Annotated in this window: 12 protein-coding genes, 1 tRNA gene and 4 pseudogenes; 11 read left to right on the top strand and 6 right to left on the bottom strand. The window is 74.3% G+C overall.

Going from position 1 to position 20479, the window contains the following annotated elements:
* Positions 1 to 50: 50 nt before the first annotated feature.
* Both ACEXOX_RS05815 and ACEXOX_RS05810 read left to right on the top strand, forming a co-directional pair.
* Complete coding sequence (locus tag ACEXOX_RS05815; protein ID WP_406519368.1) at positions 51 to 1364, top strand: M14 family metallocarboxypeptidase; 1314 nt, start codon at positions 51 to 53, stop codon at positions 1362 to 1364.
* Positions 1365 to 1474: 110 nt separating this feature from the next.
* Positions 1475 to 3182, top strand: a pseudogene (locus tag ACEXOX_RS05810) (BCCT family transporter).
* Positions 3183 to 3320: 138 nt separating this feature from the next.
* Here the strand turns inward: ACEXOX_RS05810 and ACEXOX_RS05805 are convergent.
* The gene (locus ACEXOX_RS05805) at positions 3321 to 4286 is read right to left on the bottom strand and encodes an FAD-dependent oxidoreductase (RefSeq protein WP_406519367.1); all 966 of its coding nucleotides are present in this window, start codon (positions 4284 to 4286) and stop codon (positions 3321 to 3323) included.
* 229 nt (positions 4287 to 4515) lie between these two features.
* Between ACEXOX_RS05805 and ACEXOX_RS05800 the strand changes: the two genes are divergently transcribed.
* From ACEXOX_RS05800 to ACEXOX_RS05790, 3 genes are all read left to right on the top strand, one after another.
* A complete protein-coding gene (locus ACEXOX_RS05800) occupies positions 4516 to 5553 on the top strand; it encodes an oxidoreductase (RefSeq protein ID WP_406519366.1) in 1038 nt (345 codons plus the stop codon).
* A 320-nt stretch (positions 5554 to 5873) separates the two neighbouring features.
* Entirely contained in the window at positions 5874 to 7988 is a 2115-nt protein-coding gene (locus tag ACEXOX_RS05795; protein WP_406519365.1) for an FUSC family protein, read from the top strand.
* Positions 7989 to 8189: 201 nt separating this feature from the next.
* Positions 8190 to 8417, top strand: coding sequence for a hypothetical protein (locus ACEXOX_RS05790; protein ID WP_406519364.1), 228 nt, complete (start codon positions 8190 to 8192; stop codon positions 8415 to 8417).
* A gap of 112 nt (positions 8418 to 8529) precedes the next feature.
* On the opposite strand, the gene ACEXOX_RS05785 is transcribed toward ACEXOX_RS05790, so the two are convergent.
* From ACEXOX_RS05785 to ACEXOX_RS05775, 3 genes and pseudogenes are all read right to left on the bottom strand, one after another.
* On the bottom strand, positions 8530 to 10980 hold the full coding sequence (locus tag ACEXOX_RS05785) for a Tex family protein (RefSeq protein ID WP_406519363.1): 2451 nt from the start codon (positions 10978 to 10980) through the stop codon (positions 8530 to 8532).
* A 268-nt stretch (positions 10981 to 11248) separates the two neighbouring features.
* Positions 11249 to 11986: an SAM-dependent methyltransferase gene (locus ACEXOX_RS05780; RefSeq protein WP_406519362.1), complete on the bottom strand. Its 738-nt coding sequence runs from the start codon at positions 11984 to 11986 to the stop codon at positions 11249 to 11251.
* Positions 11987 to 12109: 123 nt separating this feature from the next.
* Positions 12110 to 12981: pseudogene (locus ACEXOX_RS05775) on the bottom strand (SCO6745 family protein).
* A 146-nt stretch (positions 12982 to 13127) separates the two neighbouring features.
* Here ACEXOX_RS05775 and ACEXOX_RS05770 point away from each other — a divergent pair.
* Positions 13128 to 13427, top strand: a pseudogene (locus ACEXOX_RS05770) (DJ-1/PfpI family protein); the annotation flags it as partial.
* Between the two features lie 168 nt (positions 13428 to 13595).
* On the top strand, positions 13596 to 14234 hold the full coding sequence (locus tag ACEXOX_RS05765; RefSeq protein ID WP_406519361.1) for a DJ-1/PfpI family protein: 639 nt from the start codon (positions 13596 to 13598) through the stop codon (positions 14232 to 14234).
* 89 nt (positions 14235 to 14323) lie between these two features.
* Here the strand turns inward: ACEXOX_RS05765 and ACEXOX_RS05760 are convergent, their stop codons facing one another.
* Positions 14324 to 16411: an AAA family ATPase gene (locus ACEXOX_RS05760; protein ID WP_406519360.1), complete on the bottom strand. Its 2088-nt coding sequence runs from the start codon at positions 16409 to 16411 to the stop codon at positions 14324 to 14326.
* A 138-nt stretch (positions 16412 to 16549) separates the two neighbouring features.
* On the opposite strand from ACEXOX_RS05760, the gene ACEXOX_RS05755 reads away from it, so the two are divergent.
* Entirely contained in the window at positions 16550 to 16945 is a 396-nt protein-coding gene (locus ACEXOX_RS05755) for a hypothetical protein (protein ID WP_406519359.1), read from the top strand.
* Positions 16946 to 16966: 21 nt separating this feature from the next.
* Here the strand turns inward: ACEXOX_RS05755 and ACEXOX_RS05750 are convergent, their stop codons facing one another.
* The gene (locus ACEXOX_RS05750) at positions 16967 to 17719 is read right to left on the bottom strand and encodes an enoyl-CoA hydratase/isomerase family protein (RefSeq protein WP_406519358.1); all 753 of its coding nucleotides are present in this window, start codon (positions 17717 to 17719) and stop codon (positions 16967 to 16969) included.
* 55 nt (positions 17720 to 17774) lie between these two features.
* Here ACEXOX_RS05750 and ACEXOX_RS05745 point away from each other — a divergent pair, with 55 nt between their 5' ends.
* The 3 genes and pseudogenes from ACEXOX_RS05745 (at position 17775) to ACEXOX_RS05735 (ending at position 20426) form a co-directional block, all read left to right on the top strand.
* Positions 17775 to 19454 carry an ABC-F family ATP-binding cassette domain-containing protein gene (locus tag ACEXOX_RS05745; protein ID WP_406519357.1) on the top strand — a complete coding sequence of 560 codons (1680 nt, stop codon included), beginning with the start codon at positions 17775 to 17777 and terminating at the stop codon, positions 19452 to 19454.
* A 57-nt stretch (positions 19455 to 19511) separates the two neighbouring features.
* Positions 19512 to 19585 (top strand) — tRNA-Met (locus tag ACEXOX_RS05740).
* Between the two features lie 173 nt (positions 19586 to 19758).
* A pseudogene (locus ACEXOX_RS05735) lies at positions 19759 to 20426 on the top strand (HdeD family acid-resistance protein).
* The last annotated feature ends 53 nt before the right edge of the window (positions 20427 to 20479 follow it).

Below are 20479 nucleotides of genomic sequence, written 5' to 3'. Positions count from 1 at the left end.
AGTACCCCTCCACCGTTCGCCCCACCGTCCGACACCGGAGGCACCCCCTCGTGACATCCCTCTCCCGCGGCCTCGCCTTCGGGGCGCTGGCCGGCGCGCTCACCGCGACCCTGCTGGCCGCACCGCCCGCCGGGGCGTCCGGCCCGGACCTGCCCCGCACCGGCTTCGAGACCAGCAAGGGCGCCCGCTGGACCACGCAGCCGGAGGAGCAGGACTTCCTGACCGCCGTGGACCGGGCGAGCGACCGCGTCCGTACGGACCGGATCGGCACCACCGCCCAGGGCCGCCCGCTCCAGCTCATACGCATCGGCGCACCGGCCCCGAAGAGCGCGGCCGACGTGCGACGCGGCAACGCGGTGCTGCTGATCTGCTCACAGCACGGCGACGAGCCGTCCGGCCGCGAGGCGTGTCTGTCCACCGTCCGCGACCTCGCCTTCGCCGGGGACCGGGCCACCCGTCGCTTCCTGGAACGCACGAGTGTGCTGGTCGTGCCGACCGCCAATCCGGACGGCCGGGCCGCCGACACCCGCGGCAACTCCGACGGCGTGGACATCAACCGCGACCATCTCGCCCTGAAGACCGCCGAGGCCCGGGCGCTGGCCGCCGTGCAGCGCGACTACCGCCCGGATGTCGTCTACGACCTGCACGAGTACGGGCCCACCGTGCCCTACTACATGAAGGACCTGCTCTCCCTGTGGCCCCGCAACCTCAACACCGCCCGCGCGGTGCACCGGGAGTCCACCGTCCTGTCCGAGAAGTACGTACGCCCCGAAGCCGCCGGTGCCGGCTTCAGCACCGGCATCTACGGCATCTGGACCGACCCGGAGACCGGCGACCCGGTCAAGCAGGTGGCCGGTGACGGCCAGGAGCGCATCCTGCGCAACACCGCCGGGGTGAAGAACTCCGTCGGGCTGCTCGTGGAGACCCGGGTCGACGCGCTGACCGACGCCGAGAAGGCCGACCCGGCGCTGAACAACCGCCGCCGGGTCGCCTCCCAAAGCGCCGCGCTTGACGGGCTCTTCGCTTTCGTCGGTGCGCGTCGGAGCCGGATCGAGTCCGCCACGGCCCGCGCCCGGCTGGCCGGTTACGCCGACCGGGGGCCGGTCTACCTCGGCGGCGCGGACAACGAACCGCCCGCCGCCGGGAAGATCCTGGGCGACCCGCCGTGCGCGTACCGCCTCGACGCCCGGCAGTACGACCGGTTCAAGGACGAACTCGCCCTGCACGGCGTGTCGTCGTACCGGACCGGCACGGGCGGCGCCGTGGTCCCGCTGCGCCAGCCGCTGCGCGCCCTCGTCCCGCTGCTGCTGGACGGCCGGGCCGATCATCACCTTACGGCCGCGACTCCGCTCAAGGGCTGCTGAACGGGTTCCACCGTGTGGTAGGGGGTAACGGGTAGGGAAAAACTGGCCCATTGAAAGGTCGACACGTGTCGGAAACAGACCAGGACACGGGCGGCGGGGGAGGTGCGACGGTGGAGGCGGAACTCCCCGGCGCACCGCACCGCACCGGCCCTCCGCAGACCGACCGCGTGGTCTTCGGCGTCACGGCGCTGCTCACCCTCGCCTTCATCGTCTGGGGCGCCACCTCCACCGAGTCGCTCAAGAGCGCCTCGACGACGATGCTGAACTGGATCATCGAGAACGGCGGCTGGGCCTTCGTGCTCTCCGCCTCCGGCTTCGTGGTCTTCGCCATCTGGCTGGCCGTGAGCAAGTACGGACGGATCACACTGGGGAAGGAGGGGAGGAGCCGGAGTTCCGTACGGTGTCCTGGGTCGCGATGATGTTCAGCGCGGGCATGGGCATCGGCCTGATGTTCTACGGCGTCAGCGAGCCGCTGGGGCACTTCGCCACCCCGCCCCCGGGCACCGACCCCAAGGACGCCGCGCAGGCCATGGACACCGCGCTGGCCACCACCCTGTTCCACTGGACCCTGCACCCGTGGGCGATCTACGCGGTCGTGGGGCTGGCCATCGCGTACAGCTGCTTCCGGCGGGGGAGAAGGCAGACCATAAGCGCGGTGTTCACCCCGTTGATCGGCAAGCGCCGGGCGAACGGCTGGGGCGGCCAGGTCATCGACATCCTCGCCATCTTCGCCACCCTCTTCGGCTCCGCCGCGTCCCTGGGGCTCGGCGCGCTGCAGATCGGCAGCGGCATCAAGGTGCTCGGCTGGATGGACAAGGTCAGCACCACCCTGCTCGTCGTCGTCATCGCGGTGCTGACCGTGGCCTTCGTCCTGTCGGCGGTCTCCGGCATCGCCCGCGGCGTCCAGATGCTGTCCAACATCAACATGGTGCTGGCGCTGATCCTGGCCGTCTTCCTCTTCGTCGTCGGGCCGACCATCCTCATCCTGAACATGCTGCCGACCTCCATCGGCACCCTCATCGGCGAACTGCCGCAGCTCGCCGGCCGTACGGAGGCCAGCAGCGGCGACCAGGTCGGTGACTGGCTGCGCGGCTGGACCGTCTTCTACTGGGCGTGGTGGATCTCCTGGACGCCGTTCGTGGGCATGTTCATCGCCCGCATCAGCCGCGGGCGCACGATCCGGCAGTTCATCGGCGGGGTGATCCTCGTGCCGAGCGTGGTGAGCCTGCTGTGGTTCGCGGTGTTCGGCAGCTCGGCGATGCACCTCCAGGACGGCAAGAAGCTCTCCGGCGAGACCACGCCCGAGGGGCAGCTCTTCGACGTGCTGCACCAGTACCCGGTAGCCACCGTCACCAGCATCCTGGTCATGATCCTGGTCGGGATCTTCTTCGTCTCCGGCGCCGACGCCGCGTCCATCGTGATGGGCACCCTCTCGCAGAAGGGCTCCTTCGAACCGACCCGGCTCGTGGTGGTCTTCTGGGGCGTGGTCACCGGCGCGGTCGCCGCGATCATGCTGCTGATCGGCGGCGGGTCGGACGACGCGCTCACCGGACTACGGGATCTGACGATCCTCGTCGCGGCGCCCTTCACCCTGGTGATGATCGCGATGTGCTGGGCGCTGATGAAGGACCTGCGCCACGACCCGCTGATCGTCCGCGGGCAGAAGGGGAGGAAGTCGTCGGACTGGCCGTCATCGCGGGCCACGAGCGCTACGACGGCGACTTCGAGATCCGCATCGGGCCGGGCAACGGCAACGACACCGCGCCGTCCGGAACGGCCTCCGCGGCGGCCCCGGCCTCCGAGGAGGGCAAGCCGTAGCATCCGCCGCGCGGGAGCGGGCACGGGAGAGAGCACCTGGCCCCGCCGCGCGGAAGCGGGCACCGGGGAGGGCAAGCACTGCCCCCGCCGCGCGCGAGTGAGTACCGGGGGAGGGCCGGCGGGAGACCGGCCCTCCCTTCACGCCGTCCCGCCGCCCGCCAGCCGTACCACTTCCTCCGCGCACCCCCACGCCACCGTCACACCCGCACCGCCGTGCCCGTAGTTGTGCACGCACAGCGCGCCGCCCGGCAGCCGCTCCGCCTCCAGCCGTACGGCGGTACGCCCCGGACGCAGGCCCACCCGGTGCGCCAGGACACGGGCGTGCGCCAGCTTCGGGTGGACGCGCGCGCAGCGCTCCACGATCGCGCGGGCGGTCGCCGGGTCCGGCTCCCGCGACCAGGCGCCCTCGCGTGCCGTGCCGCCGAGGACCACCCCGTACGGCTGCGGCAGGATGTACGTCGTGCTCTCGGCGTGCGCGTCGGCCGACCCGAACCACTCCTCGACGCCCGGGTTCTCCACGATCACCAGCTGTCCCTGCACGGGCTGCACCGCCAGGTCCGGTACCAGCTCGCGGGCGCCCAGCCCGGAGCAGTTGACGACCGTGCCGGCCTCCCGCCCCGCCTCCGCGAGCGAGGTGAACGGCCGCCGCTGCACCGCGCCGCCCGCCTGCGCCAACCGCCGTTCCAGGTACCGCAGATGGGACGGCATGTCGACCAGCGGTGTGGTCGCGCGCCAGCCCGCGCCCCAGCCCGGCGGCAGTTCGTCCGGCGTGGCCCGCCGCAGCCCCGGCACCGCCGCGTGCCAGCCGTCCGGCTCCGCGTCCCCGGCGTCGGCCATCGTGCCGGTCACCAGCCGCACGCCGGTCTCCGTCGGGCGCGCCGCCAGCTCGGTGAGCCGGTGGAAGGAGTGCAGCGACCAGGCCACCGCCCGCTCCTCGGGCCGTACCCGGTAGGGCCAGCACAGGCCGCCCGCGACCGCGGAGGTGGTGTCCCGGGCCGGGTCACGGCTGACGACCCGCACCGCGCGCCCGCGCTCCGCCAGCCTGACGGCGGCCGTCAGGCCGATCACCCCGCCGCCGATCACGATCACATCGCTCGTCGTCATGCCTGGACGCTATCCGCTGCGCCCGCCGGGGGCGACGGGTGCGGCGGGGCGGCCGGGATGCGGAACGGCCGTCGTCGCCCGGCCGCCCGCCGGGACGCGGACGGTGGCCGTCATCCGGAACGGCGGCAGCGGCATCCGGGACCGCGGCAGCGGTATCCGGAACGGTCCCCTCCCCGTCAATTGCCCGGCGCCGGGCTCTGATCGGCGGTTACGTGGGGATACTCAGGACATGTCTGCGCACTACGCGACTTTCGGACTGGCGCCCGCGACGCGCGCCGGAGCAGTACTGTCCAACGGTGCGTACGAGGTCCACCGCGACTTCTGGGACTTCATCGTCGACGGCAGACCGCTCCTGCTGCGCCTGGCCGACCTCGACGCGGTCTCCCCGCTCGCCGCCGACCTCGGCCCATCCCTGTTCACCGCGCACGTGCGGCGGCTGCTCCTGGAGGAGGACGCCCCGCTCGCCGACGGGCGCTACGTCCTCTACGGCTGCCCGGAGTGCGAGGGACTGGAGTGCGGCGCGGTGACCGCCGTCATCGAGCGCGACGGCCCGGACGTCGTCTGGCGCGACTTCGCCTGGCAGACGGGACACACCGCGGACCTGCGGCGCGACGGCTATCCGGGCATCGGCCCGTTCCGCTTCCACGGGGCGCAGTACCGGGCCGCGCTGGAACACCTGCTGTCCGACGCCGGCCCGGAGCGCGGCGCGGCGGCCTCCCGGCGGGTCCTGCTGGTCGGCCGGCGGGTCGCGCTGCCCGCCCGGCTGGCCGCGGCCCTGCGCGGCACCGGCATCGGCGCGGAGATCACCCGGGACGCGGCGGGCGCCTCGCCGGACGAGTTGCGTTCGTACGGGGCGGTGGCCTTCGGCAGCGCGGTGGGGGAGGCGGAGCGGGCCGCCGTGCGCGCCGCGTTCGCGGCCGCGGGCTCCTCGGCGGTCTTCGTGGACCTGCCGGTGCCGGTCGTCCCGCTGCTCGTCGCCCGCATCGAGCAGGCGCTGGACCGGTGTCCGCAGGACCAGCGGCGCCTGCTGCGGCTGGCCGCGGTCCGCGGCGAGGTCACGGTCGAGACCGCGGTGCCGTGCCGGATCGGCATCACCGCGTACCGCGTGGACCGCCTGTCGCGGACGCGGACGGCGGAGCTGTTCGCCGGGCAGATCGAGGCGGGCACGCACCGGCTGGCGGTGGACGCGCGGGCGACGAGGGGGACGGCGTACGTCGTCGCCCGGACGAGCGGAAGCGTGCTGGTCGCGCCGGTGACGGGGGAGTAGGCGGGGAGCGGACGGGAAAGCGGGCGAGGCGGCCGGCGGGGTACGGGTCCGGTACGGCTGAATGTGATCTTGACATCCCCGTAACCCGCACGTCCCGGTGCGTACGAAGAGGACCTTAAGCTGGATGTCAGCACCGTCGGCCGATGACGCCCCTCGGACATTCCGCCCCGCACCCGTCCCGGGTACTCCGTGTGCCCCACCCTCCGTAAGCCCCTCTGCTCGTCCCTCTGCCCGTCCTTCTGTCGGGCAGTACGTACCGCTCTGCGCGGGTACGTACCTCTATGCCCGCCGCTCTCGTCATCCGCCGTTCAAGGAGGCCCATGCCCCGCGCTCCGCGCGCCGTGCCCACCTGGCTCGCCCACCCCCTGCGCTGGCAGCGGCTGCCCGTGCCCTGGGCCGCCGTGGTCCGTGGAGCCCTGTGCGCGGGCCCGCTGCTCGCCGCGGGCGTGGCCACCGGCCACCCGGCCGCCGGAGTGCTGGCCGGCCTCGGCTCCATGCTCGCGGGCGTCAACGACCGCCCCGGCACCCGCCGCCGCGGCGTCGTGCACATCGGCCTGCCCGCCCTCGCGTCGTCCTTCGGCATGCTGATGGGCGCCACACTCCAGACCGTCGGCGCGGGCTGGTGGGTGGTCCCCGCGCTGTTCGCCGTGGGCTTCGTCTCGGGCGCGGGCAGCGTCGCCGGGCCGGTGCGCTCCAACGCGGGCATGCAGATGCTGGCCAGCACCGTCCTCGGCGCGGGCATGCCGCTGTCCGGCGCCCCGTGGCTCAAGGCCCTCTACCTCCTGGCCGGCTGCCTGTGGCTGCTCCTGCTGCGGCTGGTCTTCCACCCGCCCCGCCCGGTCGGCGGGCCGCTCAGCGGTGAGCGGGCGGCCGTCGCCACCGTCTTCGACGCGCTCGCGGACGCGCTGGAGGCCGTCGGCGGGCCCGGCGCCGAAGCGGCCCGGCGCCGCCTCACCGCCGCCCTCGACCGGGCCGACGAGGCCCTGCGGCTGCGCCGCCTGCTGCGCCGCCGCCCCCGCGCGGACGAACGGCTGCTCGCCGAGCGGCTGGCCGCCGGCACCGCGCTGTGCGAGGCCAGCGTCGCGCTGCTGTGGGAGGCCCAGCCGCTGCCGGACCGGGTCGCCGAGGGCCCGCGCCGCTTCGCCGAAGCGCTGCGCACCGGCCGGCCGCCGGGCCGGCTCGCCGCGCCGGAGACCAGCTCCCCGGCGCGCGGCGCCTTCGACCGCGCCCTCCTGGACGCCGCGGTGGTCTTCGCCCGTACGGAACCGCTGGACGCCGCCGGGGCCGACGGCGGGCCCGCGGCGATCTCCGGAGCCGTACCCGTGCGGACGGAGACGGGGACGGGGACGGGGACGGGGACGGAGACCGATACGGGGACGGATGGGCAGGCCGAGACGCAGCCGAGGGACGAAGAGCGCGGCACGCCCACCACGGAACGGCCCGCGCCCCGCCGCCCCTCCCTGCGCGACCGGACGCGCACGCTCATCGCCCCCCGCGCCCGGCCCGGCCGGAGCCTCCTCGGGCCGGCCGGCCGCGACTACGGCCTGCGGGTCGGCCTGTGCATCGCCGTGAGCGCGGCGGCGGCCCTCGCGCTCCGCGCCGACCACTGGTACTGGCTGCCCGCCACCGTCACCTTCCTCGTCAAGCCCGACCTGGGCCCGCTGTTCTCCCGTACGGTCAACCGCTTCGCCGGGACCGTCGCGGGCGTGCTCGTCTTCGCGGCGGCGGGGACGCTGCTGGACGGCTGGTGGTGGCCCGCGCTCATCGCCGGCGCGGGCGGCGCGCTGCTGCCGTTCGCCACCCGCCACTTCGCGCTGCAGACCGTCGCGATCACCCTGATGGTGCTGTCGTTCGTGCACGTCAGCGGCGACCCGCAGGCCGCCCTGGAGCGGATCGTGGACACCTCGGCCGCCTGCGGCATCGTGCTCGTCGTCGGCCACCTGCCGCGGCTCGCCGACCCCCGGCGCCGCGTCGGACACCGGGTCACCGCCGCGCTGCGCACCACCGGCGCGTACCTGGGCGAGGTGCTCAGGACCGAACCGGGGCACGACCGGGGCGAGCGGCTGGTACTGCGCCGGGAGGCCTACCGGGCGCTCGGCGAGGCCCGCGCGGCGGCCGAGACCGCGGCCGCCGAACTCGTCGCGGCGCGCGGCCGCAACCCCGACTGGCTCACGGTCGTCACCGCCGCCGAACGCATCGTCGACGCGGCGACCGCCTGCGCCGTACGGCTCGACCACGGCGCCCGCCGCCCGACCCGGCAGGAGGCACACCGGCTCTCCGAGGCGCTCACCGCGATGGCGGACGCGCTGGAGGACCCGGGCCGCCCCGGCCCGCCCGCGCTCGCGGCGCAGATCCCGCCCGTACCGGGCTGCGCGACGCTGACGGACGTGGCCGCCGAGCTGGAACGGATGCGCGGCTTCGCGGGCGCGGCCTGAAACGGTACGGCCTGAGACGGTACGGCCTGAGACGGCGCCCAGCGGGTAGGCGTGCCGCCGACGGGCGCCGGTACGGCCGCCGCCACCCGCTTGGCACGCCGGGCATGCCGACGTCGCCGGGCCGGTGCCCTACTGGAGGAGCCGGGCGCCACCGCCGCGGCGCCACCGAACCGTCGATTCCAGCGTGAGCCGGGAGCCAGCATGGGTGACATGTCGAAGAACCGCCCCGAACGGGAGCGCAGGGCACAGCGCGCGGCGCAGGAGAGCGCCCCCGCCGCACCGGACCGCGGTGCCGGGGAGGCCGCCGGCATCGGGGAGAGCTACCTGTCGCAGGAGGACGGCCGCTGGGTCAGCCACGTCGGGAAGCCGGAGACCGGAAGGCCCCGCAAGGGCCCCGGCCCGGTACCGCGTACGGACACGCCCGAGTGACCTGAAAGCCTGAGTGCTCCGAGCGCCCGAGTGACCTGAAAACGAGTGACCTGAACGCCCGTGCGGCCGGTACCGGCCTGAACCGGTACCGGCCGCACGCTGCTCAGCTTGCTCAGCGCCCGCCGCGCTCCTTGCCCAGGAGGCCGGCCCGGCGCAGGGCGTCGGCCATGGCGCCGTTCGCCGGGGCCGCGTCGCGCGAGCCGCCGCGGCGCTCGTTGCCGCCCTGGCGCTGCCGCGGGGTGCCGCCGCGCCGCTGCTGGCCGTCCCGGTCGCCGCGGCCTTCCCGGCCGTCGCGCCGGCCGTCGCGCGGGGCGCCCGTACGCTGTCCGCCGTCGGTCGCGCCGCCGCCCTTGCCGGGCTCGTCGTCGAGGCGCAGCGTCAGCGAGATCCGCTTGCGCGGGATGTCCACGTCCAGCACCTTCACGCGCACGATGTCGCCCGGCTTGACCACGTCGCGCGGGTCCTTGACGAAGGTCTTGGACATCGCGGAGACGTGCACCAGACCGTCCTGGTGGACGCCGATGTCGACGAAGGCGCCGAAGGCGGCGACGTTGGTGACCACGCCCTCCAGAAGCATCCCGGGTTGCAGGTCGCCGATCTTTTCCACGCCCTCCTTGAAGGTGGCCGTCTTGAAGACCGGGCGCGGGTCGCGGCCCGGCTTCTCCAGCTCCTGGAGGATGTCGGTGACGGTCGGCAGCCCGAAGGAGTCGTCCACGAAGTCGGCCGGCTTCAACGCGCGCAGCACCGCCGTGTTGCCGATCAGCGAGGACACCTCGCCGCCCGCCGTCTTCACCATCCGGCGCACCACCGGGTACGCCTCCGGGTGCACGCTGGACGCGTCGAGCGGGTCCTCGCCGTCGCGGATGCGCAGGAAGCCCGCGCACTGCTCGTACGCCTTCGGGCCGAGCCGCGCCACGTCCTTGAGGGTCTTGCGGGCGCGGAACGGGCCGTTGGCGTCGCGGTGCGCGACGATGTTCTCGGCCAGCCCGGAGCTGATGCCGGACACCCGCGACAGCAGTGGCGCCGAGGCGGTGTTGACGTCCACACCGACACCGTTCACACAGTCCTCGACCACCGCGTCCAGCGACCGCGACAGCTTCACCTCGGACAGGTCGTGCTGGTACTGGCCGACCCCGATCGACTTGGGGTCGATCTTGACCAGTTCGGCCAGCGGGTCCTGGAGGCGGCGCGCGATCGAGACCGCGCCGCGCAGCGACACGTCCAGCTCCGGCAGCTCCTGCGAGGCGAACGCGGAGGCGGAGTACACCGAAGCGCCCGCCTCGGAGACCATCACCTTGGTCAGCTTCAGCTCGGGCTGCGCCGCGATCAGGTCGGCGGCCAGCTTGTCCGTCTCGCGGGACGCGGTGCCGTTGCCGATGGCGATCAGCTCGACGTCGTGCTCCCGGGCCAGCCGCGCCAGCGTGGCCAGCGACTGGTCCCACTTCTGCTGCGGGACGTGCGGGTAGATCGTCTCCGTCGCCGCCACCTTGCCGGTCGCGTCCACGACGGCGACCTTCACGCCCGTACGGAAGCCGGGGTCCAGGCCCATCGTGGCGCGGGTGCCGGCCGGCGCCGCCAGCAGCAGGTCGCGCAGGTTGGACGCGAAGACCCGTACCGCCTCGTCCTCGGCGGCCTGCCGAAGCCGCAGCCGCAGATCGATGCCGAGGTGCACCAGGACGCGAGTGCGCCAGGCCCAGCGCACGGTGTCCTTGAGCCACTTGTCGGCGGGACGGCCGCGGTCGGTGATGCCGAACTTGTGGGCGATGGACTGCTCGTACGCCGTGGTGCCCTCGACCGGCTCGGTCTCCGGCTCCAGCGCGAGGTCGAGGATCTCCTCCTTCTCGCCGCGCAGCATCGCCAGGATCCGGTGCGACGGCAGCGCGGTGAAGGGCTCCGCGAAGTCGAAGTAGTCGGCGAACTTGGCACCCGCCTCCTCCTTGCCCTCCCGCACCTTCGCGGCGACCTGACCCCGCGTCCACATCCGCTCGCGCAGCTCGCCGATCAGGTCGGCGTCCTCGCTGAACCGCTCGGTGAGGATGGCCCGCGCGCCCTCCAGGGCGGCGGCCGGGTCGGCGACGCCCTTGTCCGCGTCCACGAACGCCGCGGCGGCCGCGGCGGGCTCCACCGACGGGTCCTCCAGCAGGCCGTCCGCCAGCGGTTCGAGACCCGCCTCGCGCGCGATCTGCGCCTTGGTGCGCCGCTTGGGCTTGTACGGCAGGTAGATGTCCTCCAGGCGGGCCTTGGACTCCGCGCCGCGGATCTGCGCCTCCAGCGCGGCGTCCAGCTTGCCCTGCGACCGGACGGACTCCAGGATCGCGGTACGCCGCTCCTCCAGCTCCCGCAGGTAGCGCAGCCGTTCCTCCAACGCGCGCAGCTGCGCGTCGTCGAGCATTTCGGTTGCTTCCTTGCGGTACCGGGCGATGAAGGGCACGGTCGAGCCGCCGTCGAGCAGTTCGACCGCGGCCTTCACCTGCCGCTCCCTGACGCCGAGCTCGTCGGCGATCCTCGCTTCGATGGATCCGATGGTCCCGGACGCCCCGTTGGCCTCGGTGGATGCCGTCACGTTGTTTCCTGCCCCGCCTTCCAGCGTTTGCTTGAGCCTGCATTGTGCAGGTTGGCGGGCTTCACTGTCGCGCGACCCGGGCCGCCGCGGCGAGGTGTGAGAAGCCGCACGCACGGGGGAGCGGTCCGTACGGGACGTGTGGATACGTACGGGACGGGCGGGGCGGGACGTACCGCATACCGGGCGCCGGCGGGCCGTCCGGAAGGACTCGGCGGCCGGGCGTGTCCGCGCGTGCGGGGCCGGCTACCGGCCGTCGGCCAGCGGTCGGTCAGCCGTCGGTACGGCGCAGCACCAGACTGACGAAGCCCCAACTGTCCCGGTAGGCGCGCAGCCACTCCGTACGGTGGGCGTCGGCCGTCGCGAGCGCCTCGGCACGGTCGGGGCCGTCGGGCTGGTCCAGTGCCCACGAGGCCAGCGATCCGGTCCAGGACCACTCGTAGTCGTCCAGTTCCCGGCGGGTGCTGACGTGCCCGTGGACGGGGGTCCACCCGGCGGCGGCGACGCGTTCCAGAGTGGTCGGCAGGTCGGCGAAGTCCCCGAGCATCCCGACGGCCTCCGGGGACGGCGTACGCTCCCAGAACCCGTCACCGGCCAGGACCCGGCCGCCGGGAGCCAGGTGTCGCCGCGCCGCGGCCAGGGTGGGCAGCAGGCCGCCGAAGGCGTGTGCGGCCCCGACGCTGAGCACCAGGCCGAACGGGTGCGGGGAGCGGAAGTCCGTGACGTCCTCGGCGTGCAGGACGAGCCGGTCCGCGACACCCCGCCCGACCGCGGCCGCACGGGCGTGAGCCAGGGCTTCCGTGGCGACGTCCACGCCCTCGGCCCGCAGCTCCGGCCACCGGGCCAGCGCGCGGAGCAGCCACTCCCCGCCCCCGCACCCGAGGTCGAGCACGCGCTCGTCGCCGCGCGGCAGGCCGTGTCCGAGCAACTGCCGCACCGACTCGTCGTCGAGCGGCGCCGCGATCGGGTGGCCGGTGTGGGCGATCCGGGAGATCCGTTGACGGTCCATCGGCGCAGCCTGGCAGCGGCGGCCCGTCCCGCGCACCTCGTTTTCCGTGCGCGGGACGCCGTACGGGCCCACGGCGGTGGCGGAGCAACTGCCGTACGGTTCCCGTGCGTCGGGCCGGGCGGCTCAGCGCTTGCCGAAAAGTTCCTTGGGGAACGCGCCCGCCGCCATCGCGGCCTGAGTGAAGCCGGCGGCCAGCTCGGTGAGCCGGGCCACGTCGGCCGCGCCCAGGTGCTCGTACGGCGCCAGGTCCAGCCGGTCCGTGGTGTCCTCCAGGTCCGCGCGCAGCTTGGCGCCCGCCTCGGTCAGCGCGCCCGCCGCGTCCAGGATGCCGCGCCCGCGCAGCCCTCCTCGGCCGCCTCCCACTGCTCCAGCGACCAGCCGCGGGTCGCCAGGAGCCACGAGCGGTCCGCGCCGCGGTCGGTGGCGGTGTGCGTCACCAGCGCCTCCAGGCCGTTCAGCCCGGCGTTCAGCAGCGCCACCAGGTGGCCGTCGCCGCGGTGCTCACGCAGCAGCGTCGCCGCGTGCCAGTAGGCGAGGTGCGGGGCCTCGGGGACCGGGAGGTCGGCGTGCGCGGCGTACAGCGGCCGGGCGTGGCGGGTGCAGCCCTCGGTGGCGCGCAGCGCCAGCCGGGCCGCCTCGGCCATCTCCGGCGACTCCACCACGGCGTCGCCGAGCAGCCGCCGCAGCGTGCTGTCGACCGCCCGCAGTCGCGCGGCCAGCACCTCGGCGGGCGGCACGACGGACCAGACCTGCGGTATGTGCTGGGCGACCAGGTCGTACGCGAAGTTGTAGAAGGTCGCGGTGACGGTGCCGGGGCCCACCGCGCCCATGGCCGCCGCGCGGCTGGCGAAGTAGGCGGCGCCGCGGTCCTCGACGCCGACGGCCGCGAGTTCGGCCGGCAGGTCCGGCGAGAAGTAGACGGTCGAGTGCAGCGGGTTGACGACGTGGTGACAGCGCCGGCCGGCGCGCTCGGGGAGCGAGGTCGTGGAGGTCATGCCCGCAGATTACCGACCCGTTGGTATGGAGGGGAGGGCAGGCCCGACGGCGCGCCGGTCCGGCACCGCTTCCGGCGGCCGCCGATGGCCGTGAAGGTGGGTTGTTCGACATTGCCGTCATCCCCGCACCCGCCCAGGATGGGCCCATGGAACAGCGCGATGTGCTGGTCGTCCTCTTCGAAGGCGGGCAGAGCCTCGATGTCATCGGCCCCCTGGAGGTCTTCACGGGAGCCGCCCTGCGCGCACCCGGCGCGTACCCGGTCCGTACCGCCTCGCCCGACGGCACCCCGGTCCGTACGTCCAGCGGACTGACCGTGACCCCCGGCCTCCGGCTGTCCGACGCCACACCGCCGCACACCCTCCTCGTGCCCGGCGGCCGGGGCACCCGGGCGCCCGACCCCCGGCTCGTCTACTGGCTGCGCGCGAACGCCCCGCAGGCGATGCGCCGCGCGTTCACCCGCCCGCTGGGCGCCGCCCCCGCCGAATACCGCCGCCGCTTCCGGCCCGCCTCCCCGCCACCGTTCGGCTGACCGGCCCGGCTGCTGTCCGCCGAGGCTCCCCCGCAACGCATGCGTCTCATGCGTCCAATGCATCGAATATGTCGAAAGGCCCCCATGCAGATCGCGATCCTCCTCTACGACCGCTTCACCGCCCTCGACGCCGTCGGCCCGTACGAGGCCCTCAGCCGCATCCCGGGCGCCGAGACCGTCCTTGTCGCCGAGCGCGCCGGAGAGCACCGCAACGACACCGGCACCCTCGCCCTGACCGCCGACGCGGTCCTGTCCGACGTCACCGCCCCGGACGTGCTCGTCGTGCCCGGCGGCCCCGGCCAGGCCGCGCTGATGGACGACGGCCCGCTGCACGACTGGATCCGCGCCGTGGACACCCGCACCACCTGGACCACCTCCGTCTGCACCGGCTCGCTGATCCTCGCCGCCACCGGGCTCCTCAAGGGCCGCCGCGCCACCTCCCACTGGCTCGCGCTGGACCAGCTGCCGTCCCACGGCGCCGCACCGACCGGCGAACGCGTCGTCTTCGACGGCAAGTACGTGACCGCCGCGGGTGTCTCCTCCGGCATCGACATGGGCCTCGCGCTGGCGGGCCGGATCGCCGGTGACACCTGCGCGCAGGCCATCCAGCTCGGCATCGAGTACGACCCGCGGCCGCCGTACGACGCGGGCTCGCCGGAGAAGGCCCCGGCCGGGGTCACGGCGGCGATGCGGGCCCGGAGCCGGTTCGTCCTGGAGGGCTGACGCGCCCGGCAGGCGGCCGTATTCCTCAAAGGTTGTGCGCATCAGGAGTCGTACGCATCAGAGGCCGTACGCCGCGAGGGCCGTGCGCCTCAAGAACCGGCCGCCCCGCCACCCTCCAGCTCCTCCTGCCACAGCAGTTCCGTCAGCCGGCCGATCCCGGCCGCCAGATGCCGCCGGTACGTCGTCATCGGCAGCCGCAGCCGCAGCAGCTCCGCGGCGCGCGCCTGGGTGCCGGCCGGGCGCAGATACGTGTGGTGCAGCGCCCGGAACGCCCGGCGGTCCGGCGGCGACTCCTCCAGCGCTGCCGCCGCCGAGCGGATCGCTTCCCGCAGGGCCGCCACCCGCTCCCGCGCGCCCGTCCCGTCCGCCGCGCACCGCCCGGCCACCAGCCGCGTCTCCAGCAGCGGCGAGTCCCGCAGCCCGTCCGGCCGTGCGAACTCGCGCAGCGCGTCCCGTACGGCCGCCGCGAACGCCTCCCGGTCCAGCACCCGCAAGGGGGCCGACGGTACGGGCGGGGCCACGGCGAACGGGTCCCCGGACCGCTCCCGCTCGGTCAGCATCGCCAGCCACGCCAGCCCCGGCACCCGCCGCCAGTCGTGCACGAACATCCCGAACCGGCGCCCGCCGGACGTGAAGTCCGCCGCGGGCAGCCGGGCGAAGTCCATGTACGCGCAGTCCGGCTCCCAGAACTCCGGGTCGGCGAACGGCAGCAGCGTCACGGCGGGCTGGCGGCCGGTGAGGTAGTGGTGCGTCAGGCGCAGCGTGATCAGCGTCTGCACGGGGGAGACGTCCTGGTACTCGTCGCGGCTCATCCAGAACCGGACCAGCAACGCCGTCTCGTCGCCGCGCAGTTCACCGTACGTGTCCAGCCAGCGGCAGGCGGCCCGTACCGCCGGGTCCTCCGGCGCGCCCGGCGGGGGAGCGCCGCCCAGCTCGATCAGCGTGTAGAAACCCGCCGCCACCCCGTCCGGACCGCGCACGGTGTACGTCTCGGCCTCCGGACGCCGCGACCACTCGTGCACCAGCCGCGCCGCCTCGATCCCCTCGTGGATCGCGGCGACCGTGCACGCCTCCACCAGCTCGCCCCCGGTGACCGGCCCCGGCGAGACGGTCAGCCGGTCCAGCCAGGCCGCTCCCGCCGCCCCGCGCGCCACCGGCTCCAGCAGCGGACCGACGACCGGGCTGTCCCGGTGCAGGTAAGCGAAGTCCGCGAGCACCGCCTGCTGCCGCCCCCGCTCGTCCTCCCGCGTGAACAGCCGCTGGTAGTACGCGCTGGCCCGGCGGTGCAGCGTCGCCCTGCGCTCCGGGTCGCGCCAGCGCAGCTCCGCGTCCAGAGCGTCCCGTACCAGGTCGTGCGGATGCACCCCACGGGCCCCGCTCTCCACGGCGGACAGCCCGCACAGCCAGTCGAAGTACGGCCGGGCGTCGGGCACGTCCAGCAGCGCGGCCAGCAACGGCTCGGTCGTCGAGAGCACCTGCGAGGACGCTTCCAGCGCCGTACGGTGCAGCGGCGTGGGCACCGCTTCCAGCAGGCTGGCCAGCAGCGCCCGCACGACCTGCGGCGACGGCTCGGGCCCGGCCGCCTCGCCGCCGAGCGCGGCGACGTCCGCCACCAGCGCGAGCGCCAGCGGGTGCCCGCGGGTGAAGGCCAGCCCCTGCTCCTGCACGGCGGGCGGGACACCGCGCCGGGTCAGCAGCTCCCGGCTGTCCGCCTCGTCCAGTACGTCGAGCGGCAGCAGGCGCAGCAGCCCCTGCCAGGCCGGGTCCAGACGCCAGGACATCGGCGGCGCCGTCCGGCAGGCCAGCGCGACCAGCGCGTCGGCGGGCAGCCGGGGCAGCAGCTCACGGTGCACGGTCTCGCGCGCGGTCCGCGCGTCGTCCAGGCCGTCGATCAGCAGCACCAGATCCGGCCGGTCCGGAATGCGCTCCGCCAGCTCCTCCTCGTAGGAGCGCACCCCGGACGCCTCCAGCTGGACGACGGACCGCCCGGCGCGCCCGGCGAGCCGCGCGAAGTGGTGCAGCAGCGTGGTCTTCCCGATGCCGCCGGGGCCGTGCACGTACACCACCGCGCCGCGCCCGGCCGCCAGCAGCTCGCGGAAGGCCGCGGTCTCGGCACGGCGGCCGACGAAGCCCTCTTCGCGCGCCGTCGCGAGCCGGTCGCTCAACCGGTCGGTCACCCGTCAAGTATGTCGCCGAGGTGGCCGGAACGGACCCGCGTCGGACAGGAAACGGACATCCGACGGGCTGCCATCCGGCCGGCCCCCGCCCGTAGCTTCCTGGTGTCGGTCCATCCGGCGACTCGGGGGCGAAAGCAGATGAACCGCAGGATCACCGCTGTCATGGGAACGGTGTGCGTCGGGGCCGCGGCCGCCGGGCTGGCCCTGTCGGCCGACGGCCCGGCCGCCGCCGCGCGGTTCCACGACGGCACGCTGCACCCGGGGGAGCAGCGGTGCGTGCAGCAGTCCGCCCAGCACAAGGTACGGGCGGACGGCAAGGCCACCGGCCAGGGCGCGAAGTTCACGCTCCAGTACCAGGGCGCGACCGTACCGGGCACCGGCTCGCCCGGCCTGGTTACCGCGCACGGCGCTGAGCTGCGCGACACCTGGGCCGGCTGGCCGGGCGCGGGCGGCTACACCGCCTGCGTCACCAACAACGGCACGGCCGACACGAACGTGCGTCTGACGCTCACGACGGACGGCGAGGTGGGATGACCCGTCTCCCCGTGGCCCGTGTCACCGCGCCGTCCAGGTGAAACGCGGCGTCCGGCGTTCGAGGAAAGCGGCGACACCCTCCGCGGTGTCGCCGCTTTCACCTGCCTGCGCCTCCCAGTGGGCCACCCGCTCCGCGTCGGCGGGCCCGTCCGCGAACTCCTTCGCCGCGGCCTGCGTCAGCTGCGACCGGCTCGCCAGTACGGCGGTGAAGTCCGCCACCCGCTTGTCCAGCTCACCCTCGGGCAGCACCTCGTCCAGCAGCCCGGTCCGCAGCGCCCGCGCACAGTCGATCAACTCGCCCGAGAACAGCAGGAACTTGGCGGCCGACGGGCCCACCAGGCGCACCAGCCGCCGGGTCGCGGAGGCCGGGTAGACGATCCCCAGCTTCGCGGGCGTCACCCCGAACAGGGCGCCCTCCTCCGCGAACCGCAGGTCGCACGCGGCCGCCAGCTGGCAGCCGCCGCCCACGCAGTACCCGCGTATCGCCGCCAGCGTCGGCTTCGGGAACGCCGCGAGCGCTTCTTCCGCGGCCGTCGCCAGCCCCTTCCCCGCCCCCGCAGACCCGCGCAGCGACCCGATGTCCGCACCGGCGCAGAACGTGCCGCCCGCCCCGGTCAGCACCAGCACCCGTACGGCACGGTCCGCCGCCAGCCGCTCCAGCAGCGGCGGCAGCTCTCGCCACATCTCCGTCGTCATGGCGTTGCGCTTGGCGGGGTGGCTGAGGGTGACGGTCGCTGTGCCGCCGCTGACGTGGGTGACGATGCCCGGTTCCATGCCCCGGATATTAGAGCGACGGCCCAGCGGCGGGCCCGATACGATCAGCGGCCTGATGTCTGCAACCGCCGCCACCCTCGTCGCCAAGTCCCTCGCCGCCGGCCACGGCGAGCGCGTCCTGTTCTCCGGCCTCGACCTGGTCGTCGCCCCCGGGGACGTGATCGGCCTGGTCGGCGCCAACGGCGCCGGCAAGTCCACCCTGCTGCGCCTGCTGGCCGGGCTCGACACCCCGGAGGAGGGCCGGCTGACCCTCAGCCCGCCCACCGCCACCGTCGGCCACCTCCCGCAGGAGCCGGACCGGAACGGTGGGGGCACCTCCCAGACGGAGTCTGGGGGAGAGTCCGTACGCGCCTTCCTCGGCCGCCGCACCGGCGTCACGGCCGCCCAGGCCGCCCTGGACGCCGCCACCGAAGCCCTGGTCGAGGAACGGCCGGGCGCCGACGACGCGTACGCCACCGCCCTGGAGCGCTGGCTCTCGCTCGGCGCCGCCGACCTCGACGAACGCGCCGCGGAGACCGCCGGACAGCTCGGCCTGGCCGTCGGCCTCGACCAGCCGATGACCTCCCTGTCCGGCGGCCAGGCCGCCCGCGCCTCCCTCGCCTCACTGCTGCTCTCCCGCTACGACGTCTTCCTGCTGGACGAGCCCACCAACGACCTCGACCTGGACGGCCTGGCCCGGCTGGAGGAATTCGTCACCGGCCTGCGCGCCGGCACGGTCCTGGTCAGCCACGACCGCGAGTTCCTGACCCGCACGGTCAGCCGCGTCGTCGAACTGGACCACGCGCAGCAGCAGGTCAACACCTACGGCGGTGGCTACGCCGCGTACCTGGAGGAGCGCGAGCGGGCCCGGCGCCACGCCCGCGAGGAGTACGAGGAGTACGCGGACACCAGGACGGGCCTCGAAGCGCGCGCCCACACCCAGCGCAGCTGGATGGAGAAGGGCGTCAAGAACGCCCGGCGCAAGGCCACCGACAACGACAAGATCGGCCGCAAGTTCCGCGCCGAGTCCACCGAGAAGCAGGCCGCCAAGGCCAAGCAGACCCAGCGCATGATCGAGCGCCTGGAGGTGGTCGAGGAGCCGCGCAAGGAGTGGGAACTGCGCATGGAGATCGCCGCCGCGCCCCGCGCGGGCGCGGTCGTGGCCACCCTGCGCGGTGCCGAGGTGCGGCGCGGGGACTTCCGCTTCGGCCCGGTGGACCTCCAGATCGACTGGGCCGACCGGGTCGCCGTCACCGGCCCCAACGGCTCCGGCAAGTCCACCCTCCTCGCCGCCCTGCTGGGCCGGCTGCCGCTGGACGCCGGACACGCCGCGCTGGGCCCCGGCGTCGTCGTCGGCGAGGTCGACCAGGCCCGCGGCGCCTTCCTCGGCGACGAACCGCTGGCGGAGGCCTTCCGTACGGCCGTACCGGAGATGTCCCCGGCCGACGTACGGACCCTGCTCGCCAAGTTCGGGCTCAAGGCGGCCCACGTACTGCGGCCCGCCTCGACGCTCTCCCCGGGCGAGCGGACCCGCGCCGCCCTCGCCCTCCTCCAGGGCCGCGGCGTCAACCTGCTGGTCCTGGACGAGCCGACCAACCACCTCGACCTGCCGGCGATCGAACAGCTGGAGTCCGCGCTCGCCTCCTACCGGGGCACGCTGCTGTTGGTCACCCACGACCGCCGGATGCTGGAGGCGGTGGACACCGGCCGGCGCATCGAGGTCGAGGGCGGGCGGATCACGGAGCGCGTCGGGTAGGGGCGGCGCCCGGCGATTTGGCGTACGGCCCGGCGCCCCGTAGTGTGGGCATCACGACGCGGGGTGGAGCAGCTCGGTAGCTCGCTGGGCTCATAACCCAGAGGTCGCAGGTTCAAATCCTGTCCCCGCTACTTCCGCAGCAGGCCCGGTGCTTTCCACAAGCACCGGGCCCGCTGTCGTGTGTGTGCTGCCGTCGGGCTGCTGTCGTGCGTGTACTGCCGCCGGGCCTGCTGTCGTGCGTGCGCTGCCGTCCGGCCTCGAAAGAGGTATACCGGGACAAAGGCGTCCGTGAGGAGGGACCGTGATGCTCGGCAGAAGCAGATCCTCGAAGACCTCGGCGGCCGCGCCGCCGCCGGGGACGCAGGCGGCGGGGGAGCTGAAGCGCAGCTTCGGGCTGCTGGCGGTGCTCGGTGCGATCCTGGTGGTCGCCGGTCTGGTGGGCCTCGTGTACGTCGGTTTCGCGACGCTCACCTCGATGCTGCTCTTCGGATGGCTGCTGCTGATCGGCGGCGTGGTCGGGCTGCTGCACGCGATCCAGTCGCGGGGCACCAGCTTCTTCTGGCTCGCGGTGATCGTGGCGGCGTTGAACATCGCCGCGGGGGTGGTCGTCATCCGGCAGCCGGAGGTGGCCGCGGCGGGCCTGACGATGTTCGCGGCGCTGCTGTTCCTTACCGGCGGGGTCTTCCGGCTGGCCGGCGGTGCGGTCGTGCGGGGGCCGCAGTTCGGCTGGACGCTGGTGCAGGGGCCTTCGGCATCCTGCTGGGTGTGCTGGTGCTCGGCGACTGGCCGCACAGCAGCCGGTACGTGATCGGCTGCTTCTTCTCCCTCGCCCTGCTCTTCGACGGGCTGGGGCTGATCGCGATGGGCGTCGGGGGGCGGCGGATCGTCGGTATGGTGGCGGGCGGGCGCGGCCCGGGGACGGGTGCACCGGACGCCACCGGGCGCCCACCGGCCTCTTCCGGCAATCCTTGAACAGGCAACAAAAAGGTCAGGGTCGGTCGCAGGTCTGATCGCCGATTACGGAT

This window comes from Streptomyces sp. Ac-502 (genome assembly GCF_045222935.1).
GTDB lineage: Bacteria > Actinomycetota > Actinomycetes > Streptomycetales > Streptomycetaceae > Streptomyces > Streptomyces monomycini.
This window is presented reverse-complemented; position numbering and strand designations above follow the sequence as displayed.

Bases quoted from the DNA above. Each gene is read 5' to 3' on its own strand.
- ACEXOX_RS05790 (WP_406519364.1), top strand. From the start codon at position 8,190: ATGGGTGACATGTCGAAGAACCGCCCCGAACGGGAGCGCAGGGCACAG.
- ACEXOX_RS05795 (WP_406519365.1), top strand. From the start codon at position 5,874: ATGCCCCGCGCTCCGCGCGCCGTGCCCACCTGGCTCGCCCACCCCCTG.
- ACEXOX_RS05745 (WP_406519357.1), top strand. From the start codon at position 17,775: ATGTCTGCAACCGCCGCCACCCTCGTCGCCAAGTCCCTCGCCGCCGGC.
- ACEXOX_RS05765 (WP_406519361.1), top strand. From the start codon at position 13,596: ATGCAGATCGCGATCCTCCTCTACGACCGCTTCACCGCCCTCGACGCC.
- ACEXOX_RS05755 (WP_406519359.1), top strand. From the start codon at position 16,550: ATGAACCGCAGGATCACCGCTGTCATGGGAACGGTGTGCGTCGGGGCC.
- ACEXOX_RS05805 (WP_406519367.1), bottom strand. From the start codon at position 4,286: ATGACGACGAGCGATGTGATCGTGATCGGCGGCGGGGTGATCGGCCTG.
- ACEXOX_RS05780 (WP_406519362.1), bottom strand. From the start codon at position 11,986: ATGGACCGTCAACGGATCTCCCGGATCGCCCACACCGGCCACCCGATC.
- ACEXOX_RS05750 (WP_406519358.1), bottom strand. From the start codon at position 17,719: ATGGAACCGGGCATCGTCACCCACGTCAGCGGCGGCACAGCGACCGTC.
- ACEXOX_RS05800 (WP_406519366.1), top strand. From the start codon at position 4,516: ATGTCTGCGCACTACGCGACTTTCGGACTGGCGCCCGCGACGCGCGCC.